Raw genomic sequence first — 16,314 nt, 5'->3', positions numbered from 1 at the left:
GGGCTTTTCTTAGTTCATGTTATTAATAAGGATTTTTAAATCCTTATTTTTGTTTTTATCTGTATGTCAGATTGAAACAAATTAGATTGGAATTTATAAATGGCGAAGACACAGGATAATAGTCCGAAAAATTATATTCAAATAAAAGGGGCAAGAGTCAATAATTTAAAGAATATTGATGTCGATATCCCTAAGAACAAACTGGTTGTTATTACAGGTATGTCAGGCTCGGGCAAATCTTCCTTAGCATTTGACACACTCTATGCCGAGGGGCAACGTCGTTATGTCGAAAGTCTCTCTTCCTATGCCCGTCAGTTTATGGGAAGGATGAATAAACCTGAAGTTGATTATATTAAAGGTATAGCACCGGCAATAGCGATCGAACAACGCGTTATTACGAGCAATCCTCGCTCTACTGTCGGTACATCGACTGAGATTTATGATTATCTGAAACTATTATATGCACGTATAGGCAAAACCTATTCTCCCGTATCTGGACAACTTGTTACAAAAGATACGGTCTCCAGTATTGTAGATTTTGCAACGGCTTTAGAGGAGGGAACATCTATTACCATTTATGCTCCACTAATTCCTACGAACGACCGTAAGTTAAAAGAGGAACTTTCACTTTTATTACAGAAAGGTTTTGTCCGTATCAAGTATAAAGGTGAGCTACAGAAAATAGAAACGATCATCGATGACAAGAAAGTCGATAATAAAGTAATTAAAGAAGGTGAAATAGAAATCGTAACGGACCGTCTTCGTATCGACTCGGATGACGATACCTTAAATCGTCTTTCGGATTCTATTCAAACAGCTTTATTTGAAGGAAAAGGTAATTGCTCCATAGCCGTAGGAGACGAATTACATCATTTCTCAGATCGTTTTGAGCTTGATGGAATCTTGTTTGAAGAACCAACAGCTAATTTCTTCAGTTTTAATAATCCATATGGAGCATGTCGCCGTTGTGAAGGATATGGGAAAGTGATTGGTATTGATCCAGATCTTGTTATTCCTGATAAAAGCCGATCGGTATATGATGGTGCTATCGCACCTTGGCGAGGTGAGAAAATGGGCGAATGGTTACAGGCACTGATCAAAGTTTCGTTAAAGTTTGACTTTCCTATCCATCGTTCCTATTCTGATCTAACAGCGGCACAAAAGAAATTGCTGTGGACGGGTAATAAGTATTTTTCAGGTTTAAATCAATTTTTTCAAGAGCTTGAAGAACAGACCTACAAAATCCAATATCGGGTCATGTTATCCCGCTATCGTGGTAAGACAGATTGTCCAGAATGTCACGGTTCCCGTCTTCGTCAGGATGCAACCTACGTAAAAGTTGGTGATAGATCCATTACAGATATCGTACTGATGCCTTTGGATAAAGCATTGGAGTTTTTCAAAGGATTAGAACTAAAAGGGAATGATCTTTTAATTGCGAAGCGGTTATTATCTGAAATTGAAAGCCGGTTACAGTTTTTATGTGATGTAGGATTGAGCTATTTAACTTTAAATCGCTTATCCAACTCTCTTTCTGGAGGTGAATCGCAACGTATTAATTTAGCGACTTCATTAGGAAGTTCTTTGGTTGGGTCAATTTATGTCTTGGACGAACCGAGTATTGGTTTACACCCTCGCGATACACAAAGGCTCATAGGAGTTTTAAAATCGCTAAGGGATATTGGTAATACAGTCATTGTGGTCGAGCATGAACAGGAAATGATGGAGGCTGCCGATTATCTGATCGATATTGGTCCGGAAGCAGGAATAAATGGTGGAGAATTGGTATTTGCAGGTCACTACGATGATATCATTAAAGATAAAAAAAGTTTAACAGGTCGTTATTTAAGCGGACAAGATCAGATCGTCATTCCGGCTCAACGTCGTACATGGAACAATTCCATTACCGTTAAAGGAGCGCATGAAAATAACCTGCAGGGTATTGATGTGACTTTTCCACTCAATAATTTTACTGTTGTAACGGGTGTTTCCGGTTCTGGGAAGACATCAATTGTAAAACGGATTTTATATCCGGCTCTGCAAAAAGCGATCGGGAATTATTCCGGTGAGCAGACAGGAGTTTACGATGGAATTGAAGGAGATATTGATCGCGTTGAACAAATTGAAATGGTTGATCAGAATCCGATCGGTCGTTCTTCACGATCAAATCCCGTTACCTATGTAAAAGCTTGGGATGAAGTTAGAGCTTTATATTCAAATTTACCGGCTGCTAAAGCTGCAGGACTAAAACCCGCCGCCTTTTCATTTAATGTGGAGGGTGGTCGCTGTGACGTATGCCAAGGCGAGGGAGAGGTCAAGATTGAGATGCAATTTATGGCCGATATTGTGCTTCCTTGTGAGGCTTGTGAAGGCAAACGTTTTAAACAGCATGTACTTGATGTCCAGTATAAAAGTAAGTCGGTTTCAGATGTTTTGGAATTAAGTGTTGATGAGGCTATTGTTTTCTTTGCTGATCAACCTAAAATCTTATCTAAACTTCAACCTTTACAAGATGTTGGACTAGGTTATGTGAAATTGGGACAATCATCAAGTACACTATCTGGTGGAGAAGCACAGCGAATCAAACTGGCTTCATTCTTAATTAAAGGAAATAACAGTAAGAAAACACTTTTTATATTTGATGAACCAACAACAGGTCTCCATTTTCATGATATTAAGAAGCTCTTGAAATCGTTTGAGGCACTGATCAATTTAGGGAATAGTATTTTGGTTATCGAACATAATATGGATATGATCAAATCGGCAGATTGGGTGATAGATATCGGTCCTGAAGGGGGAGATAAAGGAGGGAAATTAGTTTTTGCAGGACTTCCTGAAGATTTGGTCAAATGTAAAGATTCTTATACAGGGCAATATTTACAGACTCATTTAATGAATTAATTTTACATTTATAGCCTAAACAAAATAAAAGACATGATTAAAAAAATGTTAATAATGATGTGCGTAGGGTTGAGTAGTTTGACAACCTTTGCACAGTCGCCAGAACGTCCGAAATTAGTCGTGGGTCTTATGGTTGACCAGATGCGCTGGGATTACCTGTACCGATTCGCTGAACGCTACGGGGAAGGTGGTTTCAAAAGATTGTTGAATGAGGGATTTTCATGCGAAAATACGCTGATCAATTACATTCCAACCTATACTGCTATCGGCCATAGCTCTGTTTACACAGGATCAGTACCTGCTATACATGGTATTTCAGGCAATGATTGGATTATGGAGCAAACTGGTAAACCAATGTATTGTACTCAGGATGACAATGTTGTTGGGGTAGGTACAACAGAGGCTGAAGGAAAGCAGTCTCCACGCAATTTACTTGCTTCTACGATTACAGATCAATTGAAATTGGCGACCAATTTTCAATCAAAGGTTATCGGTATTGCAATTAAAGATCGTGGCGGGATTCTACCTGCTGGTCATTTTGCTGATGCAGCCTACTGGTTTGAATCTAAGTCAGGTAATTGGATTACGAGCAATTTCTACATGGATAAATTACCAAACTGGGTAACAGATTTTAATAAGAAAAAACTTGCTGAAAAATATTTAAAACAAGATTGGAAACCATCTTATCCGTTATCGACCTATACTTCAAGTATTGCTGATGATAATATTTATGAAGGAAAATTTGCTGGAGAGGCAAGTCCAACTTTACCAAGAGCAACTTCCAAATTGATGGCTACTGAAGGGTACGAGTTGATCAAGACGACGCCTATGGGAAACACCTTGACATTAGATTTAGCTAAAGCGGCTATAGAAAATGAAAAACTTGGAAATAACCCAACGAAAAGTACCGACTTTCTTTGTGTAAGCTTATCTGCTACTGACTATGTGGGCCATCGTTATTCCCTTTCTTCTGTAGAAATTGAAGATATCTATTTAAAGCTGGATCATGAACTTGCAGATCTCTTCAACTATTTGGATAAATCAGTTGGTAAAGGTAATTACACATTCTTTTTAACAGCAGATCATGCCGCATCTTATAATTCACGTTATTTCATGGACATGAAAGGGAACGGGGGATATTTTCCAGGCAGACAGATCTTAACAGCATTGAATGATAATTTGAAAGCTAAGTTTGGTCAAGAAAAATTGGTTAAGAGTCTAATGAACTATCAAGTACATTTAGACAATGAGAAGATTGAAACTTTAAAACTAGATGAAGAAGCCATCAAAACGGATATCATCAAGTATTTGAAAAAACAGGATGGTGTTGCATTTGTTTTTGATATGTCCAAAGGTGATGTTCTTCAAGCTCCACTAGCGATCCGCGAAAAAGCAATTAACGGATATCATATGAAGCGAAGTGGTGTTATTCAGATTGTTGTTGAACCACAATGGTATGAGGGATCTCCTCGTTCTACAGGTACAACGCACGGTACATGGTCAAGCTTTGATTCACATATACCATTAGTATTTATGGGATGGGGTATCAAACATGGCGTTTCTAATAAAGCTGTAAACGTTACTGATATTGCTCCAACTTTAGCCGCGTTGTTGCATGTTATGGAGCCAAATGGCAGTATCGGTACTCCTATAGTAGAAGTGTTAGGACAGTAGTATCGCTTTTAAATGCTATATTACAGGTAAAATTTGTTAGATTTCTGCTATATAAATTTACTGATTGAAGAGAAGAGGGTGGTAAAATTGTTTTATAAGCAATGCAATAAGATTGTAAATAAAACAATTTTATCTAAGTTTGTAGATAAAATTGAATAAATAATATGCTTTCTAAAAAGACAAAATATGCCATTAAAGCCTTAATGGTTTTAGGTAGGAACTACGGTAAAGATCCCATGCAGATTGTAAAAATTGCAGAGGAAGAAAACATTCCGAAGAAATTTTTAGAACAGATATTGTTGGAAATGCGTAATGCAGGGATTTTGTATAGCAAGAAAGGTGCAGGAGGGGGTTACAGTCTAAATAAAGCACCAGAAGATGTTTATTTATCTCAGGTGATGCGATTGATCGACGGACCTATTGCCTTATTGCCATGTGTCAGTCTCAATTTCTATCGTTCATGTGATGAATGTACCACAGAGCATGCCTGTGGTATACGCGATACTTTTGTTGAGGTTCGTAATGCAATGTTACAAATACTAAACGACACGAGTGTTGCGAGTCTAATAAACAAGGAAAAACAATTAAACCTAGACACTACAGAAGATAGCTAGATAAATTAAACTTTTTACTGAAAGGGCCGAATTATTTGATTAATTCGGCCTTTTTTATTTTTAACGAAAATTTAACAAAAAGCATACGACTTTATCGTATTAAAACTATATCTTTAGTTTTTAGTATCATTATAAACCGAACCTAATGGCCAAATTCTATTGGAGCATATTATTACTATGCTCATTTATGCTGACCAATGCAACACATGCACAAACAAAAGTATCGGGAGAGATTGTAGATTCGAAGGATGGGGGGAAACTTGGTAAAGCGGCTGTTGTATTATTAAATGCGAAAGATTCCGTTCTTGTCAAGTTCGTGAGAACAAATGAAAATGGATCCTTTTCTTTTCCTAAAATTGATACAGGAACTTATCGGTTCATTGTATCCTTTCCTCAATATGTGGATGTTGTCAAGGATGTTACTGTAGGTCAAGAGCCCATTGCTTTTGGAACTATTAAATTATCAAAAGCCGCATTGCTTTTGGAAGAGGCACAAGTAACAGGAAGAATCCCTGTCGTCATGAAAGGGGATACCATTGAATATGATGCAGGAAGCTTTAAAGTCGAAAAAGATGCTAAAGTGGAAGATCTCTTAAAAGTATTGCCAGGAATGACCATGGATGCAAATGGTAAGATTACGGCAAATGGAAAAGAAGTGAAGAAAGTATTATTAGACGGAGAAGAGTTCTTTGGCGATGATCCAACACTTATTACCAAGAATATCCGTTCGGACATGGTTAGTAAGGTACAGGTGTATGAAAAAAAATCAGACTTAGCAGACCGTACAGGTGTTGATGACGGAGAACGCACGCAGACCATTGATATCAAGTTAAAAGCCGATAGTAAGAAAGGAATGTTTGGGCAAGCTACCGTGGGTGGAGGTACCGATAACTACTATGGGGGCAAAGTGATGGTCAATAAATTCAAAGGAAGCCAGAAAATAGCTGTTTACGGTATTGCGGCCAATGATGGTATGGTGGGACTTGGATTTGAAGATGGACAGAAGTATGGTGTAGGTGGATCGGGTAGCATGGAAGTTATGGATGGTGGCGGTATTATGATCTCTTCTGGTGGTGACGGCTCCGACGGTGGATTTGACGGAAGGTTTTATGGAGGTGGAGTACCCAAAGCTTTAAATTTTGGGGCCAGCTACTCAGATAAGACTGCAAATGATAAGCACAAAATTAACGTTAACTATAGAAGGAATCAACTAAACGTAAATAATACCAGTACTTATTCTGCCCAAAATAACATTCCAGAACAAGCACGTATTGATAATTCGGTAACGAGCTCGGACAACGAGACTAAGACAAATGCAGCCAACCTGAGGTATGATTATAAATTGGATTCCTTAACAGATATGACTGTGAAAATGGGGTTCAATAAGTCGCAAAGGGATAATTTTTCAGAAACATTTGCTGATCAAAAAACTTTGGAAGGGCAGGGAATTACGGAAACATATTCTAAAAATAATTCGAGAACTGATCAGGAGCAATACAATCTGGACGTTTTACTCACGAGACGTTTTAAGAAAGTAAGAAGATCATTGACTTTGGCGGTCAATACGAATTCGGATAAAAATGATGGTAATATAAATTATTTCTCAAGTACCCATTTCTTTAAAAACAATCTTACCGATACCATAGATCAGTATAAGAAAAATATGAATAGGAATACGAATTTAGGAGCTTCGATGACCTTTACAGAACCTATTTCTAAAAGGTTGACCGCTGCTCTGGGATATTCATTCCTAAATAATAAGTCGGAAACATTAAATCAATCTTTCGATAGAGATTCGTTGACAGGCGAGTATACCGTATTAGATCAGGCGATCCTGAATGATTTTGATTTTACGAGTATGAAAAATGGATTGAGTACTTCACTCAATTATAAAGATAACAAGTTAACGGTTAATCTAAGTAACCAACTGGATTTTGAAAATGTGAAGCGTGATTACAATAATTTGGAAACTGTGCTTCAGCGTGATCAAACGTCAATTCGTCCAAGCTTATCGACTAATTATCAGATTACGAAAAGTAAAAGTATTAATTTCAGGTACTCGGGAAGAACATTGCAACCGTCACTGACGCAAATCGAACCATTAAAGCAAAACTCACAACAATTGGTAACCTATCTTGACAATTTTGATTTAAAAGCTGGTTTTAGTAATAATTACAGTTTAAGTTTCAATTCCTATAAACAGCTGAAAGATCAAAGTGTTTATGCATATGTAAGTGCAACCCAGGGAATCAATAATATATCCAGCAGGGTGAGGTATTATGAAGAAGGTCGTCAAGATATTCAATATGTCAACATCGACAAGACGAACTGGCGGATATATGGGCAATCTGGATATCGATTTGTTGTACAGAAAAAATGGGGACTAAACCTAAATTTAGGAGCTAATGTGGAATACAGTAGTCAATATAGTTACTTATCATTAGGAATAGAGGAACCGCGTTTAAATCAGAATGAAACTTGGAGTTTAGCCCCTAGTATCGGATTAAGTCGTTATAAGGCAAATAAGTTGGATTTCTACTTAAATATTACTCCGGGTGTTGAAAAACTAAATTCCTCTTTACAGCCTCAATTGAGTAGAACAACTTTTACAATGAATTCTTATGGCAATGTAACTTATTACCTGCCGAAAGATTTTAAAGTAGGGCTTAACGTTAATCAAAGCTATCAGAGTTCGACTCAAACCCTGCAGTCTATTAATATCGTTAATATGAATGGTTATATTTCAAAGAAATTCTTTAAAGATAAATCGTTAGAAGCACAGATTTATGTTAACGATATCTTGAATAAGAATAGTGGTATAAACCGCTATCAGAATGGATCCTCTTTTATTCAGTCCAGTAATGAAGTGTTGCACCGTTATGGCATGTTGAAAGTGATTTATAATTTTACAACTATGAAAGGAGGAAAATAAGATGAAAAAGTATATTGTAGTAATGTTTTTATTTGTGGGTTTTATGATGCATGCGTCTGCCCAGTACGCTTTTTTTCCGAGTAGTGGAACCGTTACGTTTGAACGGAAATTTCATTTACATAATTATTTGAAACGCAATTTCTTGAATAAACCCGATCTGGATGGTTGGGATAAGATTAGTGTAGAGGCTGCCATAAAATCCGGGCCAGTAGAAATCATCACGCATCATAGTTTAAAATTCTTTGATGATGAAACCGTTTTTGAGACCGTACAGGAGGATTATCCGCCGAATTACCGTAATTACTCTTGGTACAGCCCCTTTATTACTGATTCCAAAACCTATATCAATGTTAAACAGAGCAGCTTTCTAAAGTTATTGCCTTTCGGAGATGAAGAATTATTAATGAAAGATTCATTGCCCAATGTGAAGTGGAAGTATACGGATGAGTACCGAAATATTGCAGGGTACGATTGTCGTAGGGCGAATGGTATTATTCAGGATTCAATTTATGTGGTGGCATTTTTTGCAGGGCAGATTCCCATTCCAACAGGTCCAGAACTTATTCATGGTTTACCGGGGATGATTTTGGGTGTATCCATTCCGAGCATGAACATTAATATTTTTGCAACAAAGGTTGAATTAACCAATACGCCAGTTTCCAATGTGCTGACAAAGAAAAAGAAAGTGGTAGCGGAGCCCAAGACTGCGATTGTCGCAAAACTAAAATCTTCTGTCTACGATTGGATGGACGAAAAGGAATTCAATAAAAAGCTGAAAGCGATATTATTTTAAATAAGAAAGGGAACGATAAGTTCCCTTTCTTATTTAAATATAGTTCTTTATCGAATGGTACTACCCGGTTTGATTGCCGAGGTTGGATTTACAAAGTCCAAACGGCCATCAGCATCCTCAGCCATTAAGATCATCCCTTGAGAGGTGATTCCTTTGATATCGCGAGGCTCAAGATTTACTAAAATAGATACCTGTTTGCCGATGATTTCTTCTGGAGAGAAGAATTCTGCAATTCCAGATACAACCGTACGTTGGTCAATACCAGTATCAATTTTGATTTTTAATAATTTCTTTGTTTTAGCAACTTTCTCTGCTTCTAAGATCGTACCCACACGAATATCAAGTTTCGTAAAATCTTCGAAAGCAATATTTGCTTTAGCCAGTTCAGTTTTTACATTTGCCGCTGCATTTGCAATTTTTGCCTGAGTCAATTTGTTCAATTGAAATTCAACCTGCTCGTCTGTGATTTTTTCGAATAATAGTTGTACTTCACTCAATTGGTGGCCATCATCAATTAAATCCGCTTTACCTGCATTTGTCCAATTTGTACTTGGGAAATCGAGCATTTCGAAAAGTTTTGTAGCAGTTTTCGGAAGGAAAGGCTGTGCCAATACCGCTAAGTTTGCGACTATTTGTGTGGCCACATTCAGAACAGTTTTTACACGTTCCTCATCCGTTTTGATCACTTTCCAAGGTTCTTCATCTGCTAAGTACTTATTTCCTAAACGAGCAACATTCATAAACTGTGCTAATGCCTCGCGGAAACGATATTGCTGTATAGAGCCGGTGATCGCGTCAGGGAATTTTGCTAATTCAGCAAAAACATTTTGATCTACTTCATTTAACGGAGAACCGCTAACTACTTTACCATCAAAATATTTGTGAGAAAGTACCATGACACGGTTGACAAAGTTACCAAAGATGGCAACCAGTTCATTGTTAACTCTAGCTTGGAAATCCTTCCATGTAAATTCACTATCAGATGTTTCAGGAAGAATAGAAGTCAATACATAACGTAATTCATCTTGTTTTCCTGGAAACTCTTCTAAATATTCATGTAACCAAACAGCATGATTACGAGAGGTCGATAATTTGTCTCCCTCAAGATTTAAGAATTCGTTAGCAGGTACGTTATCTGGTAAAATATATTCACCATGTGCATGTAAGATCGCGGGGAAGATGATACAGTGGAATACGATATTATCTTTTCCGATGAAATGGATTAAGCAAGAGTCATCTTCAGGATTTTCTTGTTTTTTCCAATAATCTTCCCAGTTTTTACCATGATCAATAGCCCATTGCTTGGTAGCAGAAATGTAGCCAATCGGAGCATCTAACCAAACATACAGTTTTTTACCAGCAGCCTCTTTAAGAGGAACATCTACACCCCAGTCCAAATCGCGGGTCATAGAACGAGGTTGTAAACCCGATTTCAACCAAGATTGGCACTGACCAAAAACATTTGATTTCAACACGTCTTTTTTACCTTCGATCAACCATTTCTCTAACCAAGGTTGGTATTTATCTAGTGGTAAGTACCAGTGTTTTGTTTTTCTTAATACCGGTGTTTTTCCGCTCAATGTCGATATTGGATTGATTAAGTCTGTTGGACTTAACGAAGTACCACATTTCTCACATTGATCACCATAAGCACCTTCCGACTTACAGTTAGGGCAAGTACCAACAATATAACGATCAGCTAAGAATTGATGAAAATCTTCATCATAGTATTGTTCTGAGAATTTCTCAACGAATTCACCTTTATCGTATAAATTCGTAAAGAATTCTTGAGATAATGCATGGTGGATAGGCTCGGAAGTACGGTGATAGATATCAAATGCAATACCGAACTCTTCAAAGCTCTCTTTAATTTGTGAATTGTACTTATCAATAATTTGCTGCGGTGTGATACCTTCTTTTTTTGCTCGGATGGTAATCGCCGCTCCATGTTCATCAGAACCACAGACATAGACAACGTCTTTATCATTAAGACGTAAATAGCGCACGAAAATGTCGCCAGGAATATATGCGCCGGCCAAGTGACCAATATGCAAAGGACCATTAGCATAAGGCAATGCAGATGTAATGGTGTAACGTTTTTTGGATAAATTACTCAATGCTATACAGTAAATTAGTAGTTAGCGAAATAAAAAAACACTATAAATGTTTGTTTCTTTGACAAAGATAATTCAATTTGCGGTATTAAAATAAAGATTATGACGAAAATACCTGAATTTCTTAAAGCAGGCGATAAAGTCGCAATTGTCTGTCCTGCAAGTTTTATTCGTGGAAATATAGATGCCGCCGTTAAAATTTTGGAATCATGGGGCCTGGAGGTCCTTTTGGGAAAGACTGTCACAGCCGCTTACCATCAATTTGCGGGCGATGATCATGAAAGAGCTGCCGATTTGCAATGGGCTTTGGATGATGATTCGATCAAAGCTGTTTTTGCGGCACGAGGTGGATACGGCTGCGTGAGGATTATTGATCAACTTGATTTTTCGCTTTTTCAAAAACAGCCTAAATGGCTTGTTGGGTTTAGTGATATTACTGTTTTACATAGTCATATTCAACAGCAATTTGCCATTCCTACCATACATGGGCAAATGCCAAAATCTTTTGAAGCAGGTACCAAAGCATCTTTAGATACATTGAAGGCCGCTCTCTTCGGGCAGTCGGTAGATTACAGCTATGAACAGAAAGAATTTCCAAATAGAGTAGGAGAAGCAACAGGAATACTTGTTGGAGGAAATTTAGCTATTCTACTATCCGTACTGGCATCTGAGTCAGATGTCAATTACGATGGTAAAATCTTGTTTATCGAAGATGTAGGAGAGACTTTCTACAGTGTCGACCGTATGTTATGGGCATTGAAGCGTGCCGGGAAATTTAAAAAATTGAAAGGCCTGATTGTCGGCGGTTTTTCCGGAATGAAAGATGCTGATCCTTCATTTGGACAGTCTGTCTCTGAAATTGTGATGGACAAAGTAAGGGATGCAGATTTTCCAGTAGCATTCGTTTATCCTGCCGGCCATATTGATGATAATCATGCATTAATTTTTGGGAAGAAGGTGAAATTAAAGACCACAAAAAATAAGGTTTTATTAACATATATCGATTAAATATTATGGCACTATTTCAAAATTTAGGAAAATATAAAGATTTCGGTTTATTGATCATGCGTGTTGGTTTAGGCGTGATGATGATTGTGCATGGTTTCCCTAAAATGATGGGCGGAGTAGAGACATGGGCTAAGCTTGGGGGGTCTATGGGAGTATTAGGCATTCATTTCTTACCCATTTTTTGGGGATTTATGGCAGCCGTTACCGAAGGAGTAGGAGGTTTGTTTTTATTGATCGGCCTTTGGACTAGACCTACTTTACTTTTTTTAGCGTTCACGATGATTGTTGCGGCTCTTGTTCATTTCGGAAAAGGAGATGGCATTAAAGGAGCCTCTCATGCCATTGAATTATGCTGTGTTTTTATTGGTCTATTATTTATCGGTCCGGGAAAGTATTCTGTTGATAAGAAATAAGACAGTTGAACTTATTGTAACAAGAGAAGAGGCTTAACACATCATGCGTTAAGCCTCTTCTTTTGTTCTGTGAACGTTCTATTTTAGTATGTCGAAACAATCCCCAAGTCTCCGATCGGAGTGATTACTCTAAACTTGTAGGTCGACTTGCTATTAAACGGAATAGCTCCTTTATATTCTTTTGATTTTAAAGTAGGTTCCGTGTTATCTTCACTGTAGTAAATTTTAAAACCAGGGTAGTCGGTGTTGGCTGTTAACTTTCCATCGATCAATTTTACTCCGACAGCAGGTACACGATAATGATACCCTTTATTTAATTTATCTAATTTCTTCAATTCATCATTACCTAACTTCTGCATAAATCCAGCATAGCTTTTTTGGTAAGTCTGATGATCAAAATTTTCGCCATTTTCCCAGCTTTGTTCCGGAGCCCATCCACGATCGGCAACTGCCAATAAGCGTGGAAAAATCATTTCTTCAAGACGCGTATCGTTATTTATTTTTTCAGACCAAAGTCCAGCTTTAACACCCAAGAAGTTTGCTTTGCCTTTTTCCGTTAAATGAACCTTATTTTTTGCGAAATCTTTCGGTAACTCGTTTCCTGAATTGTCTTTGAACAGGTTAATAAAATAGTTTTCCGGAGCAAACGAGTATGTTTTGTTAATATCAACCAATCCTACCCAGCTATGTCCCGGCTCAGCAAAGTTATGGTCCCAGGTCATGTCCAGATAGTTGTTATAAGCAGAAGTAAAGACAACTTTGTAACCTGCATTCGCTAGGCGGTACGCTAAATCTTCCTGTCCACCACCGATCAGGTTATTCCAGACGTTTAAGTTGATGTTATGATCGGCCAGTGCTGGATTTATATCCATTCCCTTTCCGAAATTTTTCATCCCCATTTCTTCCCAACCTGACATGATCAATCCTTTAGAGTGGCATAATTCATTAATACGGTTAATGTAATATGGCCACACATCATGCACGGATGTGATGTTCTTTTCTTTCATGAAAGCTTCGATCTTTGGAGATTTTTCCCAGACGCCGGCAGGCGTTTCATCACCACCTAGATCGATGATCTTTAAAGGTACTCCGGCTTGTTCATGCATTTTTTTCACTTCATCGATTACCTTACTTAAGAAATGGTACGAAGAAGGTAAGGCAGGATTTAAAACGTTGTCGTTCCAGTTCTGTGCAGAGTTGTATACCGATAGGTCTTCCGGATCATGTAATAAATATTCTTCCGCACCTTTAAGGTCTCCTGCTTTTTTAAGTTTATTGTAACGCGCTTCCATTGATTTTATTGCAGCACGTGCATGTCCCGGAGTTTCAATTTCTGGAATGACATCAATATGTCTTGCCGCGGCATAACGTAAAATCTCGATATAGTCCTGCGTGCTTAGATATTGTTTTTCTTTTGCTACCGCTCCAGATCCATAGGCCGGTTGTATGGCTTTTCCATCTTTAAAATTGGCAGAACGTACACTACCGACGTCAGTCAATTCAGGTAGTCCTGGAATTTCTAAACGCCAGCCCTCATCATCGATGAAGTGGAAGTGAAATTTATTCAGTTTGTACTGCGCCATTGCATCCAAAATACGAAGTACCTCAGCTTTGCTATGGAAATTACGTGCCACATCCAGCATGAGACCACGATACGGGAAACGGGGCTGATCTTTTACCTGAGCATATGGGAAATTCAATGATTTATTCGTCGTGCTCCATACTGCGGCAGGAATTAAAGATTTTAATGACTGTAAGCCGTAGAATGCACCCGTTGCGGTACTTGCTTTAATTTCGATTCCTTTGCTATCAATATTCAATGCATAAGCCTCATCTTCAAAGCCTGCAGTTTTAACGATCTTGATTTGAGCGTCTTTACTCGTGCTTTTCTGTGCCTGTATTCCTGTTTGTTCTTTTAAGAACTGTATGAATAAACCCGCTTCATTATTAAAATCATTATCGCTATTGATTGAAACGGTATTTGTCAATTTAAATGACTTTGTTTTATCAAAGCTTGCTTGCGCCGGTAGCGGAAGAATATCTTGCTGCGAACCTTTAGAAAGAAGCTCATTGCTCGCAAACTTCTGCTCTAAATAGGCTTTACGCTGTTCTGCCGTAAAGGTATTGCGCTGCGCTTCATAGTTTTTGATGTCCGCATAAGTGTCTTTACCATCATAGCTTACGTAAAGCCCGATTGGTCCATCTGTATAATTTATCAGGCCACCGAGTGTTGTAAAATTGATTTCAATGGTATCTTTGGGCTGTAGCGTTAGATTGTTTTTTGCAAATTCAATCTGGAATAAATCTCCATTACGATGTGACAATTTAAAACGTGAATCAACAGATTTTGCATCTATTCCACGGATGAAATTAAACCATAGTGACCAATCTTTAAGTGCAATTTGCTGACTGTCTGTGTTTTTAATGATTAATTTCGACGTCGGGTTTTTCTTTAAACTTATTCCTGTTGGAACTTCCCAGCGTACTGAAATCTTATTTTCAATGTTTGCAGGAGTCTGGGCAAAGAGATTTGCTGTCAACAATGCCATTGTAGTAGACAGCCAAATGGACTTTTTATACGGTTGATAACTCATGAATCTATAAGTTGTTTAGTTTGTTGTGTGATCTAAAGATACAATTTTTAGAGAAATAAATAATTTTTCATTTTTATTTTGAAATATTCAATAACCTTTCTATATTTGCACACCGAAACACAAAAAGGCCCGTTCGTCTAGGGGTTAGGACGTTAGATTTTCATTCTAGAAACAGGGGTTCGATTCCCCTACGGGCTACAAAAAAGCGACTTCAAAAGAGTCGCTTTTTTTATGCGTTTAAAGTTTTCAATTTTTATCGTTTAAGCGTTCTAAACCAATGTAATGTTTTTTTGTACCTATTTTTATTCTCTTACTTCTCTTCCTGATATAATCAACAATTAGTTTATAGTATACGATCAATTCTTCTGTAGCTTTAAATTCTTCACAACTATCTACATGAATAAATTTACTATATATATCTATTTCTGAACACTTATATTTAACAGTTGCATCTTCCGAAAATCCCCGATAAAAAAATAAATCTATATAAGGTCCTCCTTTACGTTGATTAATACCGTATTTATTGCCTTCTTTTATATATCTATTTTCAGTAACTAGCAATCTCTCAATTTGAAATGAATCACTAATTAGAAAAAAATGAATTGTTTGATATTTTAAAATTGAATCAAAATCTTCATATTTTTCAACGATTTGATAATTAGAATCTTCAAATAGTAAATCAGGAATTATTTTACCATTGATTGAAATAATAAATTCAATCAGTTTTTGAATTTCATGGTCATTAAAATAAAATTTTATATTCATTTGCCGCCAACGTTATATGTCCTATTCCAAGACGTTTATAGTCAATTTCTACATTTTTATTTCTTGCTTTTAGGTCTTCTCTCAGCCTTATATACTTTTGTTGTATTTTCTGTAATACCCTGCTTGTCAATGTGTTTACTTTTGTCTTTGTAGGCTAAGTGCTGTACTTTCTCTTAATGATCAGGTTTCCTTTATCACTATTAGGATTTGGTACCTTTTCTTCTGCGGTTCCTTGGCCAATATCAACAGTACTTGGTTTTGTGGCTTTGCTTTCTGTGAAATTCTCATAAACTGTGACTAAGCCTTCCACAAGTAGTCCGCCCCCTACAACTGCTCCGCAAATAACCTAACCTACAGGGGCACCTATGACGGTTACTGTTCCTCCTCTGGCTATTGCACCACCTAGTGCCAGGAGCCCCGCCTACTATAGTAGAAACAACTGATCGTCCGAGTACCCCTCTTAGCATCACGCCGGCAGCCCCTCTTTACTGTTTTTTAGTTGGTGG

The 16,314-nt window shown here is 37.5% G+C and carries 11 protein-coding genes and 1 tRNA gene; 8 read left to right on the top strand and 4 right to left on the bottom strand.

Annotated features, from left to right (window positions below):
* The first annotated feature begins 99 nt into the window (after window positions 1-99).
* From uvrA to FHR29_RS19640, 5 genes are all read left to right on the top strand, one after another.
* Entirely contained in the window at window positions 100-2,901 is a 2,802-nt protein-coding gene (uvrA, locus tag FHR29_RS19660) for an excinuclease ABC subunit UvrA (RefSeq protein ID WP_183916413.1), read from the top strand.
* A gap of 33 nt (window positions 2,902-2,934) precedes the next feature.
* A complete protein-coding gene (pafA, locus tag FHR29_RS19655) occupies window positions 2,935-4,575 on the top strand; it encodes an alkaline phosphatase PafA (RefSeq protein ID WP_183916411.1) in 1,641 nt (546 codons plus the stop codon).
* Window positions 4,576-4,739: 164 nt separating this feature from the next.
* A complete protein-coding gene (locus FHR29_RS19650; RefSeq protein WP_021190852.1) occupies window positions 4,740-5,189 on the top strand; it encodes an Rrf2 family transcriptional regulator in 450 nt (149 codons plus the stop codon).
* Between the two features lie 145 nt (window positions 5,190-5,334).
* The gene (locus tag FHR29_RS19645; protein WP_183916409.1) at window positions 5,335-8,121 is read left to right on the top strand and encodes an outer membrane beta-barrel protein; all 2,787 of its coding nucleotides are present in this window, start codon (window positions 5,335-5,337) and stop codon (window positions 8,119-8,121) included.
* 1 nt (window position 8,122) lies between these two features.
* Window positions 8,123-8,914, top strand: coding sequence for a GLPGLI family protein (locus tag FHR29_RS19640; RefSeq protein WP_183916406.1), 792 nt, complete (start codon window positions 8,123-8,125; stop codon window positions 8,912-8,914).
* Window positions 8,915-8,961: 47 nt separating this feature from the next.
* Here FHR29_RS19640 and metG read toward each other — a convergent pair whose 3' ends face one another.
* Entirely contained in the window at window positions 8,962-11,031 is a 2,070-nt protein-coding gene (gene metG, locus FHR29_RS19635; protein ID WP_183916404.1) for a methionine--tRNA ligase, read from the bottom strand.
* A gap of 99 nt (window positions 11,032-11,130) precedes the next feature.
* On the opposite strand from metG, the gene FHR29_RS19630 reads away from it, so the two are divergent.
* Both FHR29_RS19630 and FHR29_RS19625 read left to right on the top strand, forming a co-directional pair.
* Complete coding sequence (locus FHR29_RS19630) at window positions 11,131-12,036, top strand: LD-carboxypeptidase (protein WP_183916402.1); 906 nt, start codon at window positions 11,131-11,133, stop codon at window positions 12,034-12,036.
* A gap of 5 nt (window positions 12,037-12,041) precedes the next feature.
* Window positions 12,042-12,449, top strand: a complete 408-nt coding sequence (locus FHR29_RS19625; protein WP_183916400.1) for a DoxX family protein — start codon at window positions 12,042-12,044, stop codon at window positions 12,447-12,449.
* 83 nt (window positions 12,450-12,532) lie between these two features.
* On the opposite strand, the gene FHR29_RS19620 is transcribed toward FHR29_RS19625, so the two are convergent.
* Window positions 12,533-15,043, bottom strand: a complete 2,511-nt coding sequence (locus FHR29_RS19620; RefSeq protein ID WP_183916398.1) for a family 20 glycosylhydrolase — start codon at window positions 15,041-15,043, stop codon at window positions 12,533-12,535.
* Window positions 15,044-15,169: 126 nt separating this feature from the next.
* On the opposite strand from FHR29_RS19620, the gene FHR29_RS19615 reads away from it, so the two are divergent.
* Window positions 15,170-15,241, top strand: a tRNA-Glu gene (locus FHR29_RS19615).
* A 48-nt stretch (window positions 15,242-15,289) separates the two neighbouring features.
* On the opposite strand, the gene FHR29_RS19610 is transcribed toward FHR29_RS19615, so the two are convergent.
* Entirely contained in the window at window positions 15,290-15,808 is a 519-nt protein-coding gene (locus FHR29_RS19610) for a hypothetical protein (protein ID WP_183916396.1), read from the bottom strand.
* A gap of 154 nt (window positions 15,809-15,962) precedes the next feature.
* Window positions 15,963-16,118, bottom strand: coding sequence for a hypothetical protein (locus tag FHR29_RS19605; RefSeq protein ID WP_183916394.1), 156 nt, complete (start codon window positions 16,116-16,118; stop codon window positions 15,963-15,965).
* Window positions 16,119-16,314: the final 196 nt, after the last annotated feature.

The organism is Sphingobacterium sp. JUb56 (assembly GCF_014191365.1).
In the GTDB taxonomy this organism is placed as follows: Bacteria; Bacteroidota; Bacteroidia; order Sphingobacteriales; family Sphingobacteriaceae; genus Sphingobacterium; species Sphingobacterium anhuiense.
This window is presented reverse-complemented; position numbering and strand designations above follow the sequence as displayed.

Excerpts from the sequence above, each read along its gene's own strand:
- uvrA (WP_183916413.1), top strand. The coding sequence starts at position 100 with ATGGCGAAGACACAGGATAATAGTCCGAAAAATTATATTCAAATAAAA.
- pafA (WP_183916411.1), top strand. The coding sequence starts at position 2,935 with ATGATTAAAAAAATGTTAATAATGATGTGCGTAGGGTTGAGTAGTTTG.
- FHR29_RS19650 (WP_021190852.1), top strand. The coding sequence starts at position 4,740 with ATGCTTTCTAAAAAGACAAAATATGCCATTAAAGCCTTAATGGTTTTA.
- FHR29_RS19645 (WP_183916409.1), top strand. The coding sequence starts at position 5,335 with ATGGCCAAATTCTATTGGAGCATATTATTACTATGCTCATTTATGCTG.
- FHR29_RS19640 (WP_183916406.1), top strand. The coding sequence starts at position 8,123 with ATGAAAAAGTATATTGTAGTAATGTTTTTATTTGTGGGTTTTATGATG.
- FHR29_RS19630 (WP_183916402.1), top strand. The coding sequence starts at position 11,131 with ATGACGAAAATACCTGAATTTCTTAAAGCAGGCGATAAAGTCGCAATT.
- FHR29_RS19625 (WP_183916400.1), top strand. The coding sequence starts at position 12,042 with ATGGCACTATTTCAAAATTTAGGAAAATATAAAGATTTCGGTTTATTG.
- FHR29_RS19620 (WP_183916398.1), bottom strand. The coding sequence starts at position 15,043 with ATGAGTTATCAACCGTATAAAAAGTCCATTTGGCTGTCTACTACAATG.
- FHR29_RS19610 (WP_183916396.1), bottom strand. The coding sequence starts at position 15,808 with ATGAATATAAAATTTTATTTTAATGACCATGAAATTCAAAAACTGATT.